The 16,753-nt window shown below is 69.5% G+C and carries 16 protein-coding genes; 4 read left to right on the forward strand and 12 right to left on the reverse strand.

The genetic code is table 11. From position 1 onward, the window contains the following. Positions 1-28: 28 nt before the first annotated feature. Complete coding sequence (locus AB0M01_RS18030; RefSeq protein WP_363670698.1) at positions 29-2,095, reverse strand: prolyl oligopeptidase family serine peptidase; 2,067 nt, start codon at positions 2,093-2,095, stop codon at positions 29-31. 156 nt (positions 2,096-2,251) lie between these two features. Then, the gene (locus AB0M01_RS18035; protein WP_363670700.1) at positions 2,252-3,784 is read right to left on the reverse strand and encodes an alkaline phosphatase D family protein; all 1,533 of its coding nucleotides are present in this window, start codon (positions 3,782-3,784) and stop codon (positions 2,252-2,254) included. 134 nt (positions 3,785-3,918) lie between these two features. Here AB0M01_RS18035 and AB0M01_RS18040 point away from each other — a divergent pair, with 134 nt between their 5' ends. Then, positions 3,919-4,620, forward strand: a complete 702-nt coding sequence (locus tag AB0M01_RS18040) for a GAF and ANTAR domain-containing protein (protein WP_363670702.1) — start codon at positions 3,919-3,921, stop codon at positions 4,618-4,620. A 116-nt stretch (positions 4,621-4,736) separates the two neighbouring features. Continuing rightward, a complete protein-coding gene (locus tag AB0M01_RS18045) occupies positions 4,737-5,813 on the forward strand; it encodes an acyl-CoA desaturase (protein ID WP_363670704.1) in 1,077 nt (358 codons plus the stop codon). On the opposite strand, the gene AB0M01_RS18050 is transcribed toward AB0M01_RS18045, so the two are convergent. Genes AB0M01_RS18050 through dapA form a run of 3 tightly spaced genes read right to left on the reverse strand, consistent with a single transcriptional unit; the run spans position 5,810 to position 9,459 of the window. After that, on the reverse strand, positions 5,810-6,838 hold the full coding sequence (locus AB0M01_RS18050) for a LacI family DNA-binding transcriptional regulator (protein ID WP_363670706.1): 1,029 nt from the start codon (positions 6,836-6,838) through the stop codon (positions 5,810-5,812). The two genes, AB0M01_RS18045 and AB0M01_RS18050, sit on opposite strands and share 4 nt — an antisense overlap. A gap of 27 nt (positions 6,839-6,865) precedes the next feature. Continuing rightward, positions 6,866-8,560, reverse strand: a complete 1,695-nt coding sequence (locus AB0M01_RS18055; protein ID WP_363670708.1) for a ribonuclease J — start codon at positions 8,558-8,560, stop codon at positions 6,866-6,868. Then, a complete protein-coding gene (gene dapA / locus AB0M01_RS18060; protein WP_363670710.1) occupies positions 8,557-9,459 on the reverse strand; it encodes a 4-hydroxy-tetrahydrodipicolinate synthase in 903 nt (300 codons plus the stop codon). The genes AB0M01_RS18055 and dapA overlap by 4 nt, the downstream gene beginning before the upstream one ends. 370 nt (positions 9,460-9,829) lie before the next feature. Here dapA and AB0M01_RS18065 point away from each other — a divergent pair, with 370 nt between their 5' ends. Further along, on the forward strand, positions 9,830-10,984 hold the full coding sequence (locus AB0M01_RS18065) for a hypothetical protein (RefSeq protein WP_363670713.1): 1,155 nt from the start codon (positions 9,830-9,832) through the stop codon (positions 10,982-10,984). Between the two features lie 157 nt (positions 10,985-11,141). Next, positions 11,142-11,666, forward strand: a complete 525-nt coding sequence (locus AB0M01_RS18070) for a hypothetical protein (protein WP_363670715.1) — start codon at positions 11,142-11,144, stop codon at positions 11,664-11,666. Here AB0M01_RS18070 and AB0M01_RS18075 read toward each other — a convergent pair. The 7 genes from AB0M01_RS18075 to paaA form a co-directional block, all read right to left on the reverse strand. Next, complete coding sequence (locus AB0M01_RS18075; protein WP_363670717.1) at positions 11,663-12,379, reverse strand: leucine-rich repeat domain-containing protein; 717 nt, start codon at positions 12,377-12,379, stop codon at positions 11,663-11,665. The genes AB0M01_RS18070 and AB0M01_RS18075 overlap by 4 nt on opposite strands. Next, on the reverse strand, positions 12,376-13,182 hold the full coding sequence (locus AB0M01_RS18080) for a metal-dependent hydrolase (protein ID WP_363670719.1): 807 nt from the start codon (positions 13,180-13,182) through the stop codon (positions 12,376-12,378). The genes AB0M01_RS18075 and AB0M01_RS18080 overlap by 4 nt, the downstream gene beginning before the upstream one ends. Before the next feature lie 76 nt (positions 13,183-13,258). Then, a complete protein-coding gene (gene paaE / locus AB0M01_RS18085; RefSeq protein WP_363670721.1) occupies positions 13,259-14,341 on the reverse strand; it encodes a 1,2-phenylacetyl-CoA epoxidase subunit PaaE in 1,083 nt (360 codons plus the stop codon). Continuing rightward, positions 14,341-14,820, reverse strand: a complete 480-nt coding sequence (gene paaD, locus AB0M01_RS18090) for a 1,2-phenylacetyl-CoA epoxidase subunit PaaD (RefSeq protein ID WP_363670723.1) — start codon at positions 14,818-14,820, stop codon at positions 14,341-14,343. Before paaD ends, paaE begins: the two co-directional genes overlap by 1 nt. Then, positions 14,814-15,554: a 1,2-phenylacetyl-CoA epoxidase subunit PaaC gene (paaC, locus tag AB0M01_RS18095; protein ID WP_363670725.1), complete on the reverse strand. Its 741-nt coding sequence runs from the start codon at positions 15,552-15,554 to the stop codon at positions 14,814-14,816. The genes paaD and paaC overlap by 7 nt, the downstream gene beginning before the upstream one ends. Next, complete coding sequence (paaB, locus tag AB0M01_RS18100; protein ID WP_363670727.1) at positions 15,551-15,829, reverse strand: 1,2-phenylacetyl-CoA epoxidase subunit PaaB; 279 nt, start codon at positions 15,827-15,829, stop codon at positions 15,551-15,553. The genes paaC and paaB overlap by 4 nt, the downstream gene beginning before the upstream one ends. Next, positions 15,826-16,752: a 1,2-phenylacetyl-CoA epoxidase subunit PaaA gene (paaA, locus tag AB0M01_RS18105; protein ID WP_363670729.1), complete on the reverse strand. Its 927-nt coding sequence runs from the start codon at positions 16,750-16,752 to the stop codon at positions 15,826-15,828. The genes paaB and paaA overlap by 4 nt, the downstream gene beginning before the upstream one ends. Position 16,753 lies beyond the last annotated feature (1 nt).

Genomic DNA, 16,753 nt, shown 5'->3' on the forward strand with positions numbered 1-16,753 from the left:
AGGTTGGTGAGTGCTGCAGCTCCGGCAGCTAGAGCTCCGAAGACGAAGAAGGCACCGATAGACCTGTGTGGTGAGCGGCGAACGCCAGCAGGTCGGCCCACTCCGAGGCGACCATGGCGGCGGGTTTTCCGAACCCGTGGCCGGTGTCGACCTCGATCCTGGCCAGCACCGGCGCCTCCCCCGCCTGTGCGTGCTGCAGCGCGGCGATGAACTTGTGGCTGTGCAGCGGCACCACCCGGTCGTCGTGGTCACCGGTGACCACGAGCGTCGCCGGGTACGCCGTACCGTCGTGCAGGTTGTGCAGCGGTGAGTAGGCGAGCAGGTCCTCGAACTGGGCCGGGTCGTCGGGCAGACCGTAGTCCGACGCCCAGCCCGCGCCCACGGTGAACAGGTGGAAGCGCAGCATGTCCAGTACGCCGACGCCGGGCAGTGCGACGGCGAAGAGGTCAGGTCGCTGCGCCATCACAGCACCGACGAGCAGACCGCCGTTGCTGCGCCCGTGCATCGCCAGCTGCGCCGACGTGGTCACGCCGGACGCCACGAGATGCTCGGCGACCGCGATGAAGTCGTCGAACACGTTCTGCTTGTTCGCGAGCCGTCCGGCGTCGTGCCACTCGCTGCCGAACTCGCCACCGCCGCGCAGGTTGGTGACGACCAGCACTCCCCCGGCCGCGAGCCAGGCGGCCCAGCCGGGGCGGTAGTCGGCGAAGACGGGGATGCGGAAGCCGCCGTAGCCCCACTGCAGCGTCGGCCGCGGTGCATCGAAGCCGAGATCACCGCGGCTGATCAGGTAGTACGGCACCGATCGGCCCGGCTCGACCCGCCGCTCCACCGAAACAACAGGCGGTGTGTACGAGGCACCTGACGGCACCAGCTCAGGCAGCGCGCGGGCAACGCCGTCGACCACGACATAGGACAAAGTCGGCTCGACGGTCGTGGAGAAGCCGACGAAGATCTCGGCAGACTTCACCGACGCGTTGAGCCCGACCAATCCCCCAGACCCCGCCGAAACAACCCGCGCATTCCCACCATCCACGTCGTACAGCGTGATCACCGGCTGCGCATCGACCAGCGACACAGTCACCAGACCATCAGCAGTCCCACGCACCTCCAGCAACGTCGCCGACCCCTCCGGCACCACGTCCACGAACTCCCCGGACAGATCACTCGACACCACCCGCCCCCGCGGCGCGTCCCGATCCGTCCGCAGCACCAGCCGATCACCGGCCATCCGCACGAACCCAGCCTCGTAGGCGAACTCGTCGATCACCTTCACCGGCTCCCCAAGCCCACCGTCGACCAGCGGGTACACCCACAGCCGCGTCCGCGGATCCGTGCCCTCGAAGATGTGCAGCACGACGTACCGGTCGTCCTCCGTGACCTGGACGTCGAAGTACAGCCGCGGGTTCGGCAGCCGCAGCACCAGCTCGTCCTCGCTCTGCGGTGTCCCGACCCGGTGCAGCTTCAGCTCACCCGCTCCCAGCGCACGCGTCTCGGTGCCCTCGGAGCGCCCACCCGACGGGTAGTGCACGTACAGGTACGCCGACGAGTCCGGCAGCCAGGTCGCCTCGCTGAACTTGGCCTCGCCGACCACGTCGTCGACCGGCGTCCCGGTGGCGATGTCGAGCAGCCGGAAGGTGATCCAGTCGCTGCCGCTCTCGTTGATCCCGTACGCGAAGTACTTGCCGTCCGGGCTGACCGTGAAGCTGCCGAGCGAGTCGGTGCCACCCTCGGACAGGGTGTTCGGGTCGATCAGCACCCGCCCGCCGGCCAGCAGCTCGTCGAGCGACTCCGCGACGTACACGACGTCCTGCGCCTGGGTCCCGTCGTTGCGGCCGACGAAGTACCAGCCGGACTTGCGCACCGGTACGCCGGCCCGCGGCCGCGCCAGGATCGCGCTCAGCGTCTCCTGGAACCAGGCCCGTTCGCCGTACGACGAGAGCTCGGCCTCGGTGAACGCGTTCTGCCGCGTCACCCAGTCCTTGGTCTCGGCGGAGTCGGGATCCTCCAGCCAGCGGTACGGGTCGGCGATCTCGCGTCCGTGCAGTGTGTCCACGACATCGTCACGGCGGCTCGTGGGGAACTCGGAGGTCATGCGGTCAAACCTAGCCCGACGCCGCCGCCGAACGCCGACGGATTTCCCTACCGACCTACCGACGATCAACCGTCCCACCCGGCCCGGATCTCCGGCTGGCGGCATCCCGCACAGGCGCCGGCCCCGGACCGGGTGGAACGTCCCCAGAGAGTGGCTCTAGTGGCGACGCGCCGGCGGCAGATCCTTGCGCCAGAGGACCTTCCCGTACAGGTCCCGCAGCGACACCGTGAAGACCTCCGACCGCGGATCGATCTCGACGTGCCCGAAGAACTGGTTGCCCCCGCTCGGCGGCTGGTTCGGGTAGTCCGCGGCCTTCACGAACTCCAGCTGCGGCCCGAACGTCGGGTCGAGCGCGTTCGGGCCGAACGTCCCGGCGTTCACCGGCCCGGCGACGATCTCCCAGAACGGGTCGAAGTCGGTGAAGGTCGCCTTCGCCGGGTCGTAGTGGTGCGCGGCGCAGTAGTGCACGTCCGCGGTCAGCCAGACCGTGTTCTTCACATTGCGCCGCTTGAACTGGCTGAGCACCCAGGCGATCTCGTGCTCGCGGCCACCGGGCGCACCGGCGACGCCGTTCGCGACGGCCTCGATCAGGTCGCCGTCCGGAACCAGTACGCCGAGCGGCATGTCGCTGGCGATCACCTTCCAGGCCGCCTTCGACGCCGCGACCTCGCGGACCAGCCAGGCGGCCTGCTCGGCGCCCAGCATCGCGACCGGCCCGGCCGTGCCCGGCGTCGGGTTCGCGCCGCGGTAGGTGCGCATGTCGAGGCAGAACACGTCGAGCAGCGGGCCGTGGCTCACCTTGCGGTAGATCCGCTCCCGGCCGCCCTGGTGCGCGATCGGCAGGTACTCCAGGAACGCCTTCTTCGCCCGCTGGGCCAGCACGTTGACGCGCTTCTCGGTGTAGCGGTCGTCGGTGAGGATCTCGCCGGGGTACCAGTTGTTCACGGTCTCGTGGTCGTCCCACTGGCTGACGATCGGTACGTCGGCGTACAGGTCGCGGACGTTGTGGTCCATCAGGTTGTACTTGTACCGGCCGCGGTACTCGGCCAGCGTCTCGGCGACCTTCGCGACCTCCTCGGTCACCACGTTCTTCCACACCGTGCCGTCGGGCAGCGTCACCGCGGCCTCGATCGGGCCGTCGGCGTAGATGTTGTCGCCGGAGTGCAGGAAGAAGTCGGGGTTGGTCCGGTGCATCGCGCGGTACGCGATCATGCCGCCGAAGTCGGGGTTGATCCCCCAGCCCTGGCCGACGGTGTCGCCGGTCCAGACGAAGCTGATCCCGCGGTTGCGGCCGGGCGTGCTGAACGAGCCCTCGAGGCTCTCGCCGCGGCGGCCGTACGCGTCCTCGAACGACACCCGGCAGTCGTAGCGCTGGCCCGGGCGCAGGCCCTTCAGCGGCAGCTGCGCGGTGAAGTCGTCGTCGGGGCCGGTGACCGGGCCGCGGAGGCGGATCGCGCGGTCGAAGCGGCCGGTGCTGGTCAGGTCGACGACCAGGCGCGAACGCCGGTCGGTGCGCGACCAGACGACGGCGGAGTTCTCGGTCACGTCACCGCTCATCAGACCCGACGGGAGGGCCGGGCGGTCGCGGCGGACAACAGCGGGGACAGCAGCGGAAGCGACACCCGGTACGGCGAGCGAAGCGCCCGCCACCGAGGATGCGGCCAGGAGCTGGCGGCGGCTCAGGTTCATGTCCCGAAGGTGCTCCTCGTGAGTGACTGCCGCGTGACCCTGAGGCGAACTGACTGACAACTCAGCCACGCTGGTCCGGGGCTGGTGGCAGGCCCGATGATGGAGGCAGCGACCGAGGAAGGGACGATCAGCGCATGAGCAGGGAACGCCGCCTCGCGCAGGTCTTCGTCCTCCTCGCCGACACCCTGGTCGACGAGTTCGATCTGGTCGACTTCCTGGGCGTGCTCGCCGAGGTCAGCGTCGAGCTGCTGGCCGTCGACGCGGCCGGGCTGATGCTCGCCGACGACCACGGCCTGCTGCACGTGATGGCGTCCTCGGACGACCAGGCCGAGATCCTCGAGCTGGTCGAGCAGCAGCACGAGGACGGGCCGTGCCTGGAGTGCTTCCGGACCGGTCAGCCGGTGCTCGACGCGGACATCAGCCGCTGGCCCGAGATCGCCAACTCCGGCGCCTACCTGTCGGCGCACGCGCTGCCGCTGCGGCTGCGTGGGCAGGTGATCGGTGTGATGAACCTGTACCGCTGCGACCCCGCGCCACTGCGCCCCGACGACGCCGAGCTCGGCCAGGCACTGGCCGACATGGCCACGATCGGCATCCTGCACGAGCGCGAGATGCGCGGGTACGTCGAACTGACCGCCCAGCTGCGGCACGCGCTCGACAGCCGGGTCCAGATCGAGCAGGCCAAGGGCATGCTCGCCGAACGCGCCGGCCTGAGCCTGTCCGACGCCTTCACCGCGATGCGCAAGTACGCCCGCGGCCACAGCCAGGGCCTCACCGCGGTCGCACAGGGAGTGTTGGAAGGATCACTGAGAACGTCTGTCCTGCTGGCTCGCTAGTTGCGTGTCGCGCCTGGGCATGGTTCGGTTGAGCCCGTCAAGCCACATACTCGTGGCGCTGCCCCGGACCCCGGTAGCGCATCGACCGATGCACTCCAGGGAACGAGGCGTTTTCCTTGTCACAGACCGTCCTTGACGATCAGACACCCCAGCAGCGCTACACCAGCCTCTACAGCGACCTGTTGCACACCGTGCGCGACCTCGGTCTGCTCCGGCGCCGGTACACCTACTACTGGACCCGGATCGGGTTCGTCCTGCTGTCGCTGGCCGGGATCGTCACCGGCTTCGTCCTGCTCGGCAACTCCTGGTACCAGCTGCTGATGGCCGCCGCGCTGGCGCTGGTGCTGACGCAGGTCGCGTTCCTCAGCCACGACAGCGCGCACCGGCAGATCTTCGACTCCGCCGCCTGGAACGACTGGACCGCCCGTGTCCTGGCCGGCGGGATCGCCGGGGTCAGCATCAGCTGGTGGCGCACCAAGCACAGCAAGCACCACAACGCCCCGAACCAGATCGACAAGGACCCCGACATCGGGCCTGGGGTGCTCGCCTACGTCCCGCAGTACTCCGAGACCCGCAGGGGCTTCGCGAAGTGGTTCACCGACCGGCAGGGCTGGCTGTTCTTCCCGCTGCTGACGCTGGAGGGCATCAGCCTGCACGTGTCGAGCCTGCAGCACCAGGTCCGCAAGGGCGCCTCGCGCGCGGAGCGGATCGAGGCCGCGGTCGTCGTCTCCCGCCTCGGCGGCTACGTCACCGTGCTGTTCCTGCTGCTCCCGCCCGGTAAGGCCGCGGCGTTCCTCGGCCTGCAGCTCGCGCTTTTCGGCGTATTCCTCGGCGCGTCGTTCGCCCCGAACCACAAGGGCATGCCGCTGGTCCCCAAGACGATGAAGATCGACTTCCTGCGCCGCCAGGTGCTGATGTCGCGCAACATCCGCGGCGGCGTCGTGGTCGACTTCCTGATGGGCGGCTTGAACTACCAGGTCGAGCACCACCTGTTCCCGAGCATGCCGCGGCCGAACCTGCGCCGGGTGCAGCCGATCGTGCGCGAGTACTGCGCCAAGCACAAGGTGAAGTACACCGAGGTCGGGCTGTTCGAGTCCTACGGGATCGTCATCGACTACCTGAACAACGTAGGGCTGCGCGCCCGCGACCCGTTCCAGTGCCCGCTGACCGCGCAGTACCGAACGGCCACCTAGGCCGGGGGAATCTCCCCTGACCCGCGGATCGTGAGCTTGACCGGGACGCGCACCGTGCGTCCCGGTCGATGCGGCTCGGGCAGCCGCTCGGTCATCAGCTGGATCGCCGTCCGCGCCATCACGTCGGCCGACTGCGCCACAGCGGTCAGCCCCGGGCTCAGCAGGTCGCCCAGCGCCAGGTCGTCGAACGAGACCAGAGCAACCTGGTCCCGCCGCCCGGCCATCCCGCGCAGCACCTCCGCGGTCGTCATGTTGTTCGCCGACAGCAACGCGGTGGCCGGTTCCGGCCGATCCAGTACGGCGGACAGCGTGATCCCGATGCCCTCGGTGGTCGGCTCGGACAGGTGCACCAGGTCCTCGTCCACCTCGATCCGGTGCCGTGCCATCGCCGCGCGGTAGGCCACCACGCGTTCGCGCGCGGTGAAGATCCGCTCGTCGTCGCCCAGGTAGGCGATCCGGCGGTGCCCCTGGCGGACCAGGTGGTCGATCGCCTGGTCGATACCGCCGGCGTTGTCGGCCAGTACGGCGTCCGCCTCGATGCCGTGCGCCGGCCGGTCGATCGTGACCACGGCCATCCCGGCGTCGACGTGCGGCGCCAGGTAGTCCTGGGTCTCCCCGATCGGCGCCATGATCAGCGCGTCCGGCCGCCGGGCCACGAACTCCAGGCAGACGTCGCGCTCACGCTCCGGGTCCTCGTCGGTCAGGCCGATCATCACCACCGAGCCGCTGGAGCGCGCCCAGAGCTCGACCGCGCGGCCGAGCGAGGCGAAGAACGGGTCGCCGATGTCGCGGATCACCACGGCGATCGTGCCGGTCCGGCCTCGGCGCAGCATCCGGGCCGACTCGTTCGGCGTGTAGTTCAGCTCCTTGATCGCGGCCTGGACCTTCGCGGTCAGCTCGGGGCTGACGTTCGGCTCCTCGTTGACCACCCGGGAGACCGTCTTCAGCGCGACCCCGGCCCGGGCCGCGACCTCCTTCATGGTGGGCCGGCGCTGCCCCGCTCCGTTGACACCGCTGATACTCACGGCCCACCCCTCCCCTAGAAGAAGCCCTTAGCTTTCCACGACGACCGGGATGATCATCGGCCGGCGACGGTGCGTGTCGCTGACCCACTTGCCGACCACGCGGCGGATCACCTGCTGCAACTGGTACATGTCGTCCACCCCGCTCCCGATCGCCTTCTCGATCTCGGCCTCGATCTTCGGCTTCAGGTCGTCGAAGACGGTGTCGTCCTCGGCGAACCCGCGGGCCTGGATCTCCGGCCCGGCGGTCAGTTTGCCGGTCACCGAGTCCATCACGGCGATCACCGAGATGAAACCCTCGTCGCCGAGGATCCGCCGGTCCTTCAGCGAGGTCTCGGTGATGTCGCCGACCGTGGAGCCGTCGACGAACACGTACCCGCACTCGACCTTGCCCGCGACCACCGCGCGGCCCTCGACCAGGTCGACCACCACACCGTCCTCGACGACCACCACGTTCGCGGCCGGTACGCCGGTCTGCCGCGCCAGCTCCGCGTTCGCGTGCAGGTGCCGGATCTCGCCGTGCACCGGCATCACGTTGCGCGGTTTGACGATGTTGTAGCAGTAGAGCAGCTCGCCGGCCGACGCGTGCCCGGACACGTGCACCAGCGCGTTGCCCTTGTGGATCACGTTCGCGCCGTGCCGGGTCAGGCCGTTGATCACCCGGTAGACCGAGTTCTCGTTGCCCGGGATCAGCGACGAGGCCAGTACGACGGTGTCGCCGGGCTGGATGTGCACGACGTGGTGGTCGTTGGCCGCGATCCGCGACAGCGCCGACATCGGCTCGCCCTGCGAACCGGTCGAGACCAGCACCACCTGCTCCGGCGGGTAGTCGTCGAGCTCGCGCATGTCGATCAGCGTGTCCCCGGGGACCTTCAGGAACCCCAGGTCCCGGGCGACGGCCATGTTGCGGACCATCGAGCGGCCGACGTACGCGACCTTGCGGCGGTGCTTCACGGCCGCGTCCATCACCTGCTGGACGCGGTGCACGTGGCTGGCGAAGCAGGCCACGATGATGCGCTGGCTCTTCGCGGCGGTGAAGACCCGGTCCAGCACCGGCGCGATGTCGCGCTCGTGGGTGGTGAACCCGGGCACCTCGGAGTTGGTCGAGTCGACGCAGAACAGGTCCACGCCCTCGTCGCCGAGCCGCGCGAACGCGTTCAGGTCGGTGATCCGGCCGTCCAGCGGCAGCTGGTCCATCTTGAAGTCGCCGGTGTGCAGCACCAGGCCGGCCGGGGTCCGGATCGCCACCGCGAGCGCGTCCGGGATCGAGTGGTTGACCGCGACGAACTCGCAGCCGAACGGGCCGAGCTGGATCGTCTCGCCCTCGACGACGGTCTGCTGCGGCACGTTGCGGTGCCGGTGCTCGCGCAGCTTGCCCTCGAGCAGCGCCAGCGTCAGCTGCGAGCCGACCACCGGGATGTCGCCGCGCTCGCGCAGCAGGTACGGCAGACCACCGATGTGGTCCTCGTGCCCGTGGGTCAGGACGACCGCCACGATGTCGTCCAAACGCTCCCGGATCGGCTCGAAGTCCGGGAGGATCAGGTCGACACCGGGCTGGTTCTCGTCCGGGAAGAGCACGCCGCAGTCGACGATCAGCAGCTTGCCGTCGTACTCGAAGACGGTCATGTTGCGACCGACCTCGCCGAGGCCGCCGAGCGGGATCACCCGCAGGGCGCCTGCGGCCAGTGGTGGTGGGGCGGACAGGTCGGGGTGGGGATGACTCATGCAACCAGTCCTGACGTCTTGAGGTCTGTGGTCAGTGCGGCGGTCTGGGCGGTGGTCGCCTCGACCAGCGGGAGCCGGACCGTCGCGTGCTCGATCACCCCGAGCAGCTTCAGCGCGGCCTTCACCATGATCGCGCCCTGGGTCCGGGTCATGATCGCCTCGACGGCCGGGATCAGCCGCCGGTCGATCTCGCGCGCGGCCACCAGGTCCTGGGCGACGGCGGCGTCGATCAGCTGCCGGTACTGCGGACTGGCGGCGTGCGCCACGACGCTGGCGATGCCGACGGCACCGATCGACAGCCAGGCGAGGTTGAGCTCGTCGGCGCCGCAGTAGTAGGCCAGGTCGGTGTTCGCCATCACCTTGGTCGCGGCGGCGACGTCGCCCTTGGCGTCCTTGACCGCGACGACGCGCGGGTGCTCGGACAACGCGATCAGCGTCTCGGTCCTGATCTCGACGCCGGCGCGGCCGGGGATGTCGTACAGCAGGTTCGGCAGGCCGGTCGCGTCGGCGACCGCGGTGAAGTGCGCGATCAGGCCTTCCTGCGGCGGCTTGTTGTAGTACGGCGTGACGACGAGCAGCCCGTGCGCGCCCGCGGCCTCGGCGGCCTTGGCCAGCTCGATCGTGTGCGCGGTGTCGTTGGTGCCGACGCCGGCGATCACCTGCGCGCGGTCGCCGACGGCCTCGACGACGGCGCGGACCAACTGGTCCTTCTCGGCGTCGCTCGTGGTCGGTGCTTCACCGGTGGTGCCGTTCACGATCAGTGCGTCGTTGCCCTGGTCGGCCAGGTACCCGGCGACCTTCTGCGCAGCGTCTACATCGAGCGAGCCGTCCGGCCGGAACGGGGTGATCATCGCGGTGGTGAGTCGGCCGAAAGGCGGCGACGTCGGGCTTGAGGACATGGGGGTCAGATTACCGCTCCGAACGCCTCAGGAAATGAGTAGGCCTGGTGGCTGTCCGCTCGGGGGTCCGGGCAGCCACCAGGCTCACTCGTCCTATCGGGTGCGGCCCAGGAGTCGTTACAGCTTTCGGGGAAAAAGTCAGAAAAAGTTTCTGTCGGAACGCTGCGTCGATCGATTTCACTCTCCGCAGCTGATTTCGGGGCCAATAGCAACCGGGAACGGCCCGGAAACGGCACAGCCATGTCAGCGTCAGTTTTCTGCCATGCCGGATTCCGCCAGGGCCGAGCCGACGACGCCCGCCGCACCGGGTGCCAGTCTGAGGCCAGTCCCGCTGGAGCCGGTTCCGCCCGGCGTACTCCTGAGGAGTGTCATGAAGAAGTTTGTGAGGCTGCCCGCCCTGGCCGCCACCCTCGGCCTCGCGGCCGCCACCGTGTCGGTGCTGCCCGCCGACGCCGCTCCGCAGGCCGGCAACCCGGTCACGCTCGAAGCGGTCACAACACTTGTCGGACCCGAGATGCTGAAGGCGTCCGATGCGCTCGAGACGACGCATTACCAGTCCGCGGTCCTCGGCGCGATCAACCCCGGTGAGTTCGTCTGCGGTACGACGCCGTTCACCAACTGGCTGGCCGGGCAGCTGACCGGCTGGTCCAACGAGCAGAAGCTGTACCTGGCCGCCTCGATCCTCAGCAACATCACCAGCTTCGCGGCCATGATCAACGTCCCGGCGCGGCCGTCGTTCGGGATCAACGGTGAGTACACCAAGAAGCTGACCAGCACCCTGCAGGGTCTGAAGGGTTTCTGGGACATCAACGGCAGCGCAATCAAGATGGTGCCGATGCACAGCTCGATCATGGGCGACCGCGCGGCGCTGGTGAAGGTGTACGAACAGATCGGCCGCCGGACCCCGGCCGAAGCCGCCGGCTTCGCCAACACGTACGCGACCTGGTACGAAGGTCTGGTCAAGCAGTTCGGCCGGAACATCCCGCTGATCAGCGCGAACGCGTTCGCCTTCAGCCCCAAGGGCGACCCGAACCCGGCGCTCGCCGCACTGCCGTACATGATCATCATGGGCGACGGGGTGCTGCAGGGCTTCGACTGGCTTCAGCTGGGCAAGGTCGCACCGCAGGCGGTGCTGGCCCACGAGTACGGCCACCAGGTGCAGTACAAGCGCTTCCTGGACGAGTCGTCGCTGACGACTCCGGAGGCGACCCGGCGGATCGAGCTGATGGCCGACGCGTTCAGCGGCTACTTCCTGGCCCACGCCAAGGGCGCGAACCTGAACCGCAAGCAGCTCAAGCTGTTCGCCGAGATGTCGTACAACATCGGTGACTGCGGCTTCGACGCCCCCGGCCACCACGGCACCCCGAACCAGCGGCTGCGGTCCAGCGAATGGGGTGCCGACCTGGCCACCGACGCCCGCAACCAGAAGAAGATCATGCCGAGCTGGAGCTTCATCGGCCGCTTCGACGCCGCGCTGCCGGTGCTCGTCGCCCCCGACGCCCCGGCGGTCCCCGCCGCGGCCTGATCCCTCGCAGGTGGCTGACCCCCTTTCCCCACGAGCGGTCACCCGCGAGTACGGCGGCTCGTGGTGCGTCACCCCAAGGACGCACCACGAGCCGCGCCAGCATTCGGCCCGCTTCGTGCCTCCCCGGGGAGGCACCGCGAGCCGCTACCGTTCTGCCGTGTCCAACCCGCTGAACGCAGCCCCTCCCCCAGCCGCGGCCTCGCTGACGCTGGTCGTCCGCACCATGCTGATGGCGATCCCGCTGATCACGATCGTCCTGTACTTCGTACTGGTGACCGACGGGTTGGGCCCGTTCCCCGCGCTCTGGGCGCCGGCCGTCGTGGTCGCCGCCGCGGCCGCGGCGTACGCACTCGCCGAACTGATCGGCTTCCGCGCCGTCCCCCTCGAGCACGGCGGCCGCCCCGCCGACGTCGAGTCCGACGCCTGGCGCCGCTTCACCGCCTCCACCTTCGTCCGCTTCGCGATCTGCGAGGCGGTCTTCCTGCTGTCGATCCCGATCGCCTTCGTGGTGAACAGCTACTGGGTCGTGCTCGTCGGCGCCGTTCTCGCCATTCCGCTGGTCGCGTACGAGGTGCTCCCTTCCCGCCGCAACCAGCAACGCTTCGCCGCGTCGCTGGAGGCCCGCGGGGTTCCGTCGTATTTGCTGGGCAGACCGCAGGACTTCACCCGCCCGCAGGACTAAGCGGCAGTCCGGTACACCAGGCAGCCCCGGCGCTCGAGCTGATGCACCCACTCGGGCACGACCGGTAGGTCCAGCCAGCGCAGGTCGAGCTTCTCCAGCGCGGGGAACGCATCAGGCCCGAGGTCAGGCAGCCAGGTGATCTGGTTGGCCCGCAGATCCAGGTGCCGCAACCGCGGCAACCTGGCGACCGCCACCGGGAAGTCCGTCAGCGCCGCACCACGCAGGCTCAGCACGCGCAGCTCGGTGAGCTGGTCGAACGTCTCCGGGATCTTCACCAGCGGATTCCCGTCGAGATGCAGCTCGCGCAACGACGCGAGGTCGCCGTACGAGTCGGGCAGCGCGGTCAGCTGGTTGCCGTACAGGCGGAGCTCGACGAGCTCGTGCAGGCGGCCGAGGGACTCGGGGACTGCCGCGAGGTTGTTGTCGGTGGCTCCGAGATACCGCAACGACGTCAGGTCGCCGAGCGTGTCGGGCAGCGCGGTGATCGCGAGGTCGCTGACGTACAGGAACTCCAGGTTCGTCAGCCGGCCGAGGGTCTCCGGCAGTGCGGAGATCGGCTGGTGACTCAGGTCGAGGATGCGTAGCTCGGGGAGGTCGCCGAGCTGGTCGGGCAGCGTGGTCAGGTGGTTGTCGTGAAGGTAGAGCTCGCGCAGGCCCGGTGACAGTGGGACCTCGGTGAGGTCGGTGGCGCCGAGGTTGAGGGTGCGGGTCATCCGCCGGCGATCCAGACCGAGGTGGTGGACCAGAGTCTGGTGGCGAGGTCGGCTGCGATCGCGAAGGCGCCGGGGAGCAGGAGGACGCTGCCGACGATGAGGGCCGGGGCGATCAGGAGGTTCTCGACCGGGCCGTTGGTGCGGAAGCGGAGGAGTTTGGGGAGGCGGATCTCGTACCAGGTCTCGCCGCGGATGGGCAGCGGCCAGAGCCAGGGGCAGCCGGAGCGGGTGAGACTGTCGCCGAGGCAGTGGACGAACATGCCGAGGGCAACGGCCACGCCGATCCAGCTGCCGATGCCGTCGAGGCCGGCGCGGAGTGCTTCGACCGCCGACGTACCGGGGAGCCAGCCGCCGATGATCGTCCAGCCGCCGGCGGCGATCACCACGAGCAGGATCCAGTCACCCAGTACGTCGGCCGCGAGGATCAGGCCGAGCAGGGCGATCGCGAGGACGGTCCGCCAGCCGCCGGCCGCGCCGGCGCTCGACGTGGCGAAGCCGAGCAGGACGGCGGCGACGACGGTGTGGCTGAAGTGCCGGTGCTGGCCGGTGCTGTCCTCGTCGCGGGGGCCCTTGGTCAGGGAGTAGAGCAGCGCGGAGAACGCGCGGATCACGTTCGAGACGAAGCCCGTCAACGGCCCGAGCAGCCGGGACGCGGACGCGCCCGGGTGATCGAGGTCGGGCAGCAACGCGTAGCCCGCCGTCGCGGCCGCGAACGGCACCACTTCGGCGACCGTCGTCAGCCCCACCAACGGCGCGACCGCCAGCCCCGCGCACCAGCCGGACAACGCATGCGAACGCCCCATCACGGCGCCCCACCCCCATCTGTCGTGAAGCGCCGATTGTTTCAGCGCCCACCGACAGATTCAGGGAGGCACAACGCTAGGCGTCGAAGTCGAGTGTGACCTTCGACGACGTCGGGTGCGACTGACACGTCAGCACGTACCCAGCCCGGATCTCGTCCGGCTCCAGCGCCCAGTTCGTGTCCATCCGGACCGACCCGTCCACGACCTTCGCCCGGCAAGTCCCGCACACCCCGCCCTTACAAGCGAACGGCGCATCCGACCGCACAGCCAGCGTCGCGTCGAGCACAGCCTTCGCGTGCTCCCCCAGCGGAAACGTCGACCGCCGCCCGTCGAGGATCACCGTCACCTCGGCCGCGTCCTCGTCGACGGCCGTCTCCTCGACCCGCGCGACCGGCGCCTCGTCGCCGACATGGAACAGCTCCGCATGCAGCTGCTCCCGCGCAACCCCCTCGCCGAGCAGCAACTCCTGCGCGCCGACCACCATCGCGTAAGGCCCACACAAGAACCACTCGTCGACGGTCTTCACCGGCAGGATCGTCGCCAGCATCCGCTGCAGCCGCTCGCTGTCGATCCGCCCGCTGAACAGCTCGACCTCGGTCGACTCCCGCGACAGCACGTGCACGAGATGCAGCCGCTCGGCGTACCGGTCCTTCAGGTCGGCCAGCTCGTCCGCGAACATCACCGATCCCGCGGTCCGGTTCCCGTAGAGCAGCGTGACGCGGCTCAGCGGCTCGACCTGCAGGATCGTCGCGACCAGCGACAGCACCGGCGTGATCCCGCTGCCCGCGGCGACGAACGCGTAGTGCTTGTCGTGCTGCGGGTCGAGCGTCGTCCCGAACCGGCCGAGCGGCGTCATCACCTCGATGGTGTCGCCGGGCTTCAGCACGTTCGCGGCGTACGACGAGAAGTCGCCGCCGGGGATCTTCTTCACCCCGATCCGCAGCACGCCCGACCCGGCGGGCGAGCAGATCGAGTAGCTGCGCCGCACGTCCTCACCAGTACGCCGTACGGTCAGGTGCTGCCCCGCCGCGAACTCGTACTCGTCGGCCAGCGCGGCCGGCACGTCGAAGGTGATCGCCACCGAGTCCTCGGTGATCGCGTCGACGGACTGCACGGTCAACGCGTGGAACGTCGCCCGGCGCTTCGGCAGAACACTCATCAGATCGCCTTGAAATGGTCGAAGGGTTCGCGGCAGGAGTTGCACCGCCACAGCGACTTGCACGACGTCGAGCCGAAGCGGCTCAGCTCGGTCGTGTCCGGCGACCCGCAGAGCGGACACCGCAGAGTCAGCGACACGGACACCGGTCCACCGACGGCCCGCGTCCCGGTCGGCGGCGCGATCCCGTACTCGGTCAGTTTCGCCTTGCCCGACTCGCTCATCCAGTCGGTCGTCCAGGCCGGCGACAGCACGGTCTCGACGCGCCCCTTGAGGTGCAGCGAGTCCAGCGTCAGCTCGACCTCGTGCCGGATCAGGTCCATCGCCGGACAGCCCGAGTACGTCGGCGTGATGGTGACGACGACCTCGTCGCCCTCGTGCCGGACCGCCCGCAGTACGCCGAGGTCCGCGATCGTCAGCACCGGCACCTCCGGGTCCGCGACCTCGCCGACGGCCTCCCAGATCGCGGTGTCGGTCACCATGTCGCCCCCGGGTGCGACCGCGCGACGTGCTGCAGCTCGGCGAGCAGGTAGCCCAGGTGCTCGGTGTGCTTGCCCTCGCGTCCACCACCGTGCTGGTACGCCGAAGCCGGCCGCTCGCAGGTCGACTCGTCGATCACCGCGTGGACGCGGCGCAGCCACTCCTCCTCGAGCCCGGCCGGGTCCACCGCGACGTCGAGCCGCTGGACCAGCGAGTCCGTCGCGAACAGCTCGGCCGTGTACGGCCACAGCGCGTCGAGCCCGGCCTGCATCCGCCGGTGGCTCTCCTCGGTGCCGTCGCCGAGCCGGAGCACCCACTGGGTCGCGTGGTCCACGTGGTACGCGACCTCCTTCACGGCCTTGCCGGCGACGCCCGCGAGCATCTCGTCGGCGCTGCCGCGCAGCACGTCGTACAGGAGGTGCTGGTACGTCGCGAAGTACAGCAGCCGTGCCATCGCGTGGCCGAAGTCGCCGTTCGGGAGCTCGCACAGCTGGACATTCAGGAAGTCGCGCTCGTCGCGGAAGTAGGCCAGGTCGTCCTCGGTGCGGCCGGCGCCCTCGACCTCGGCGGCGTACTGGAGCAGTGACCGGGCCTGGCCGAGCTGGTCCAGCCCGATGTTGCCCAGAGCAACGTCTTCCTCGAGCTGCGGGGCGGCCGCGATCCACTCGGCGGTGCGCTGCGCCGCGATCAGCGCGTCGTCGCCGAGCCTCAACGCGTAGCGGAAGAGGTCGCTCACAGGTGGTCGACGCCTTCCGGGACGGTGTAGAAGGTCGGGTGCCGGTAGACCTTGTCGCCGGCCGGGTCGAAGAACTCGTCCTTCTCGTCCGGGCTGGACGCGGTGATGTCGGCGGCGCGGACGACCCAGATCGACACGCCCTCCTGGCGGCGGGTGTAGACGTCGCGGGCGTTGCGCAGTGCCATCGTCGCGTCCGGCGCGTGCAGGCTGCCGACGTGCGTGTGCGACAGGCCGCGGCGCGACCGGACGAAGACCTCCCACAGCGGCTCGATCATGCCGCGCTCTCCTTCTTGTCGGCCTGCTTGGCGGCGTACGCCGAGGCTGCTTCGCGGACCCAGGCACCGTCCTCGTGCGCCTTCACCCGGTGCGCCAGCCGCTGCTGGTTGCACGGGCCGTTGCCCTTGACCACCTCGTACAGCTCGGCGAAGTCGGGCTCGGTGAAGCTGTAGTGCCCGGTCTCCTCGTCCAGCCGCAGCCCGTCGTCGGGCACTCGCAGGCCCAGTACGTCGGCCTGCGGCACCGTCATGTCGACGAACCGCTGCCGCAGCTCGTCGTTGCTGTGCCGCTTGATGCCCCAGGCCATCGACTGCTCGGAGTGCGTCGACGACGCGTCCGGCGGGCCGAACATCATCAGCGACGGCCACCACCAGCGGTCGAGCGCGTCCTGCGCCATCGCCTTCTGGCCGTCGGTGCCGTTGCACAGCGTGTGCAGGATCTCGAAGCCCTGCCGCTGGTGGAACGACTCCTCCTTGCAGACCCGGACCATCGCCCGCGCGTACGGCCCGTACGAGCAGCGGCACAGCGGGACCTGGTTGACGATCGCGGCGCCGTCGACCAGCCAGCCGATCGCGCCGATGTCGGCCCAGGTCAGCGTCGGGTAGTTGAAGATGCTGGAGTACTTCTGCCGGCCGCTGTGCAGCAGGTCGAGCAGTTCGGCCCGGTCGACGCCGAGGGTCTCGGCGGCGGCGTACAGGTAGAGGCCGTGGCCGGCCTCGTCCTGGACCTTGGCCATCAGGATCGCCTTGCGGCGCAGCGACGGCGCGCGGCTGATCCAGTTGCCCTCGGGCTGCATGCCGATGATCTCGGAGTGCGCGTGCTGCGCGATCTGCCGGATCAGGGTCTTGCGGTACCCCTCCGGCATCGCGTCCCGCGGCTCGATCCGGCCGTCGGCGTCGATGGTGGCCTGGAAGCTGTCCATG

Source organism: Kribbella sp. NPDC051770 (genome assembly GCF_040681455.1).
Classification (GTDB): domain Bacteria; phylum Actinomycetota; class Actinomycetes; order Propionibacteriales; family Kribbellaceae; genus Kribbella.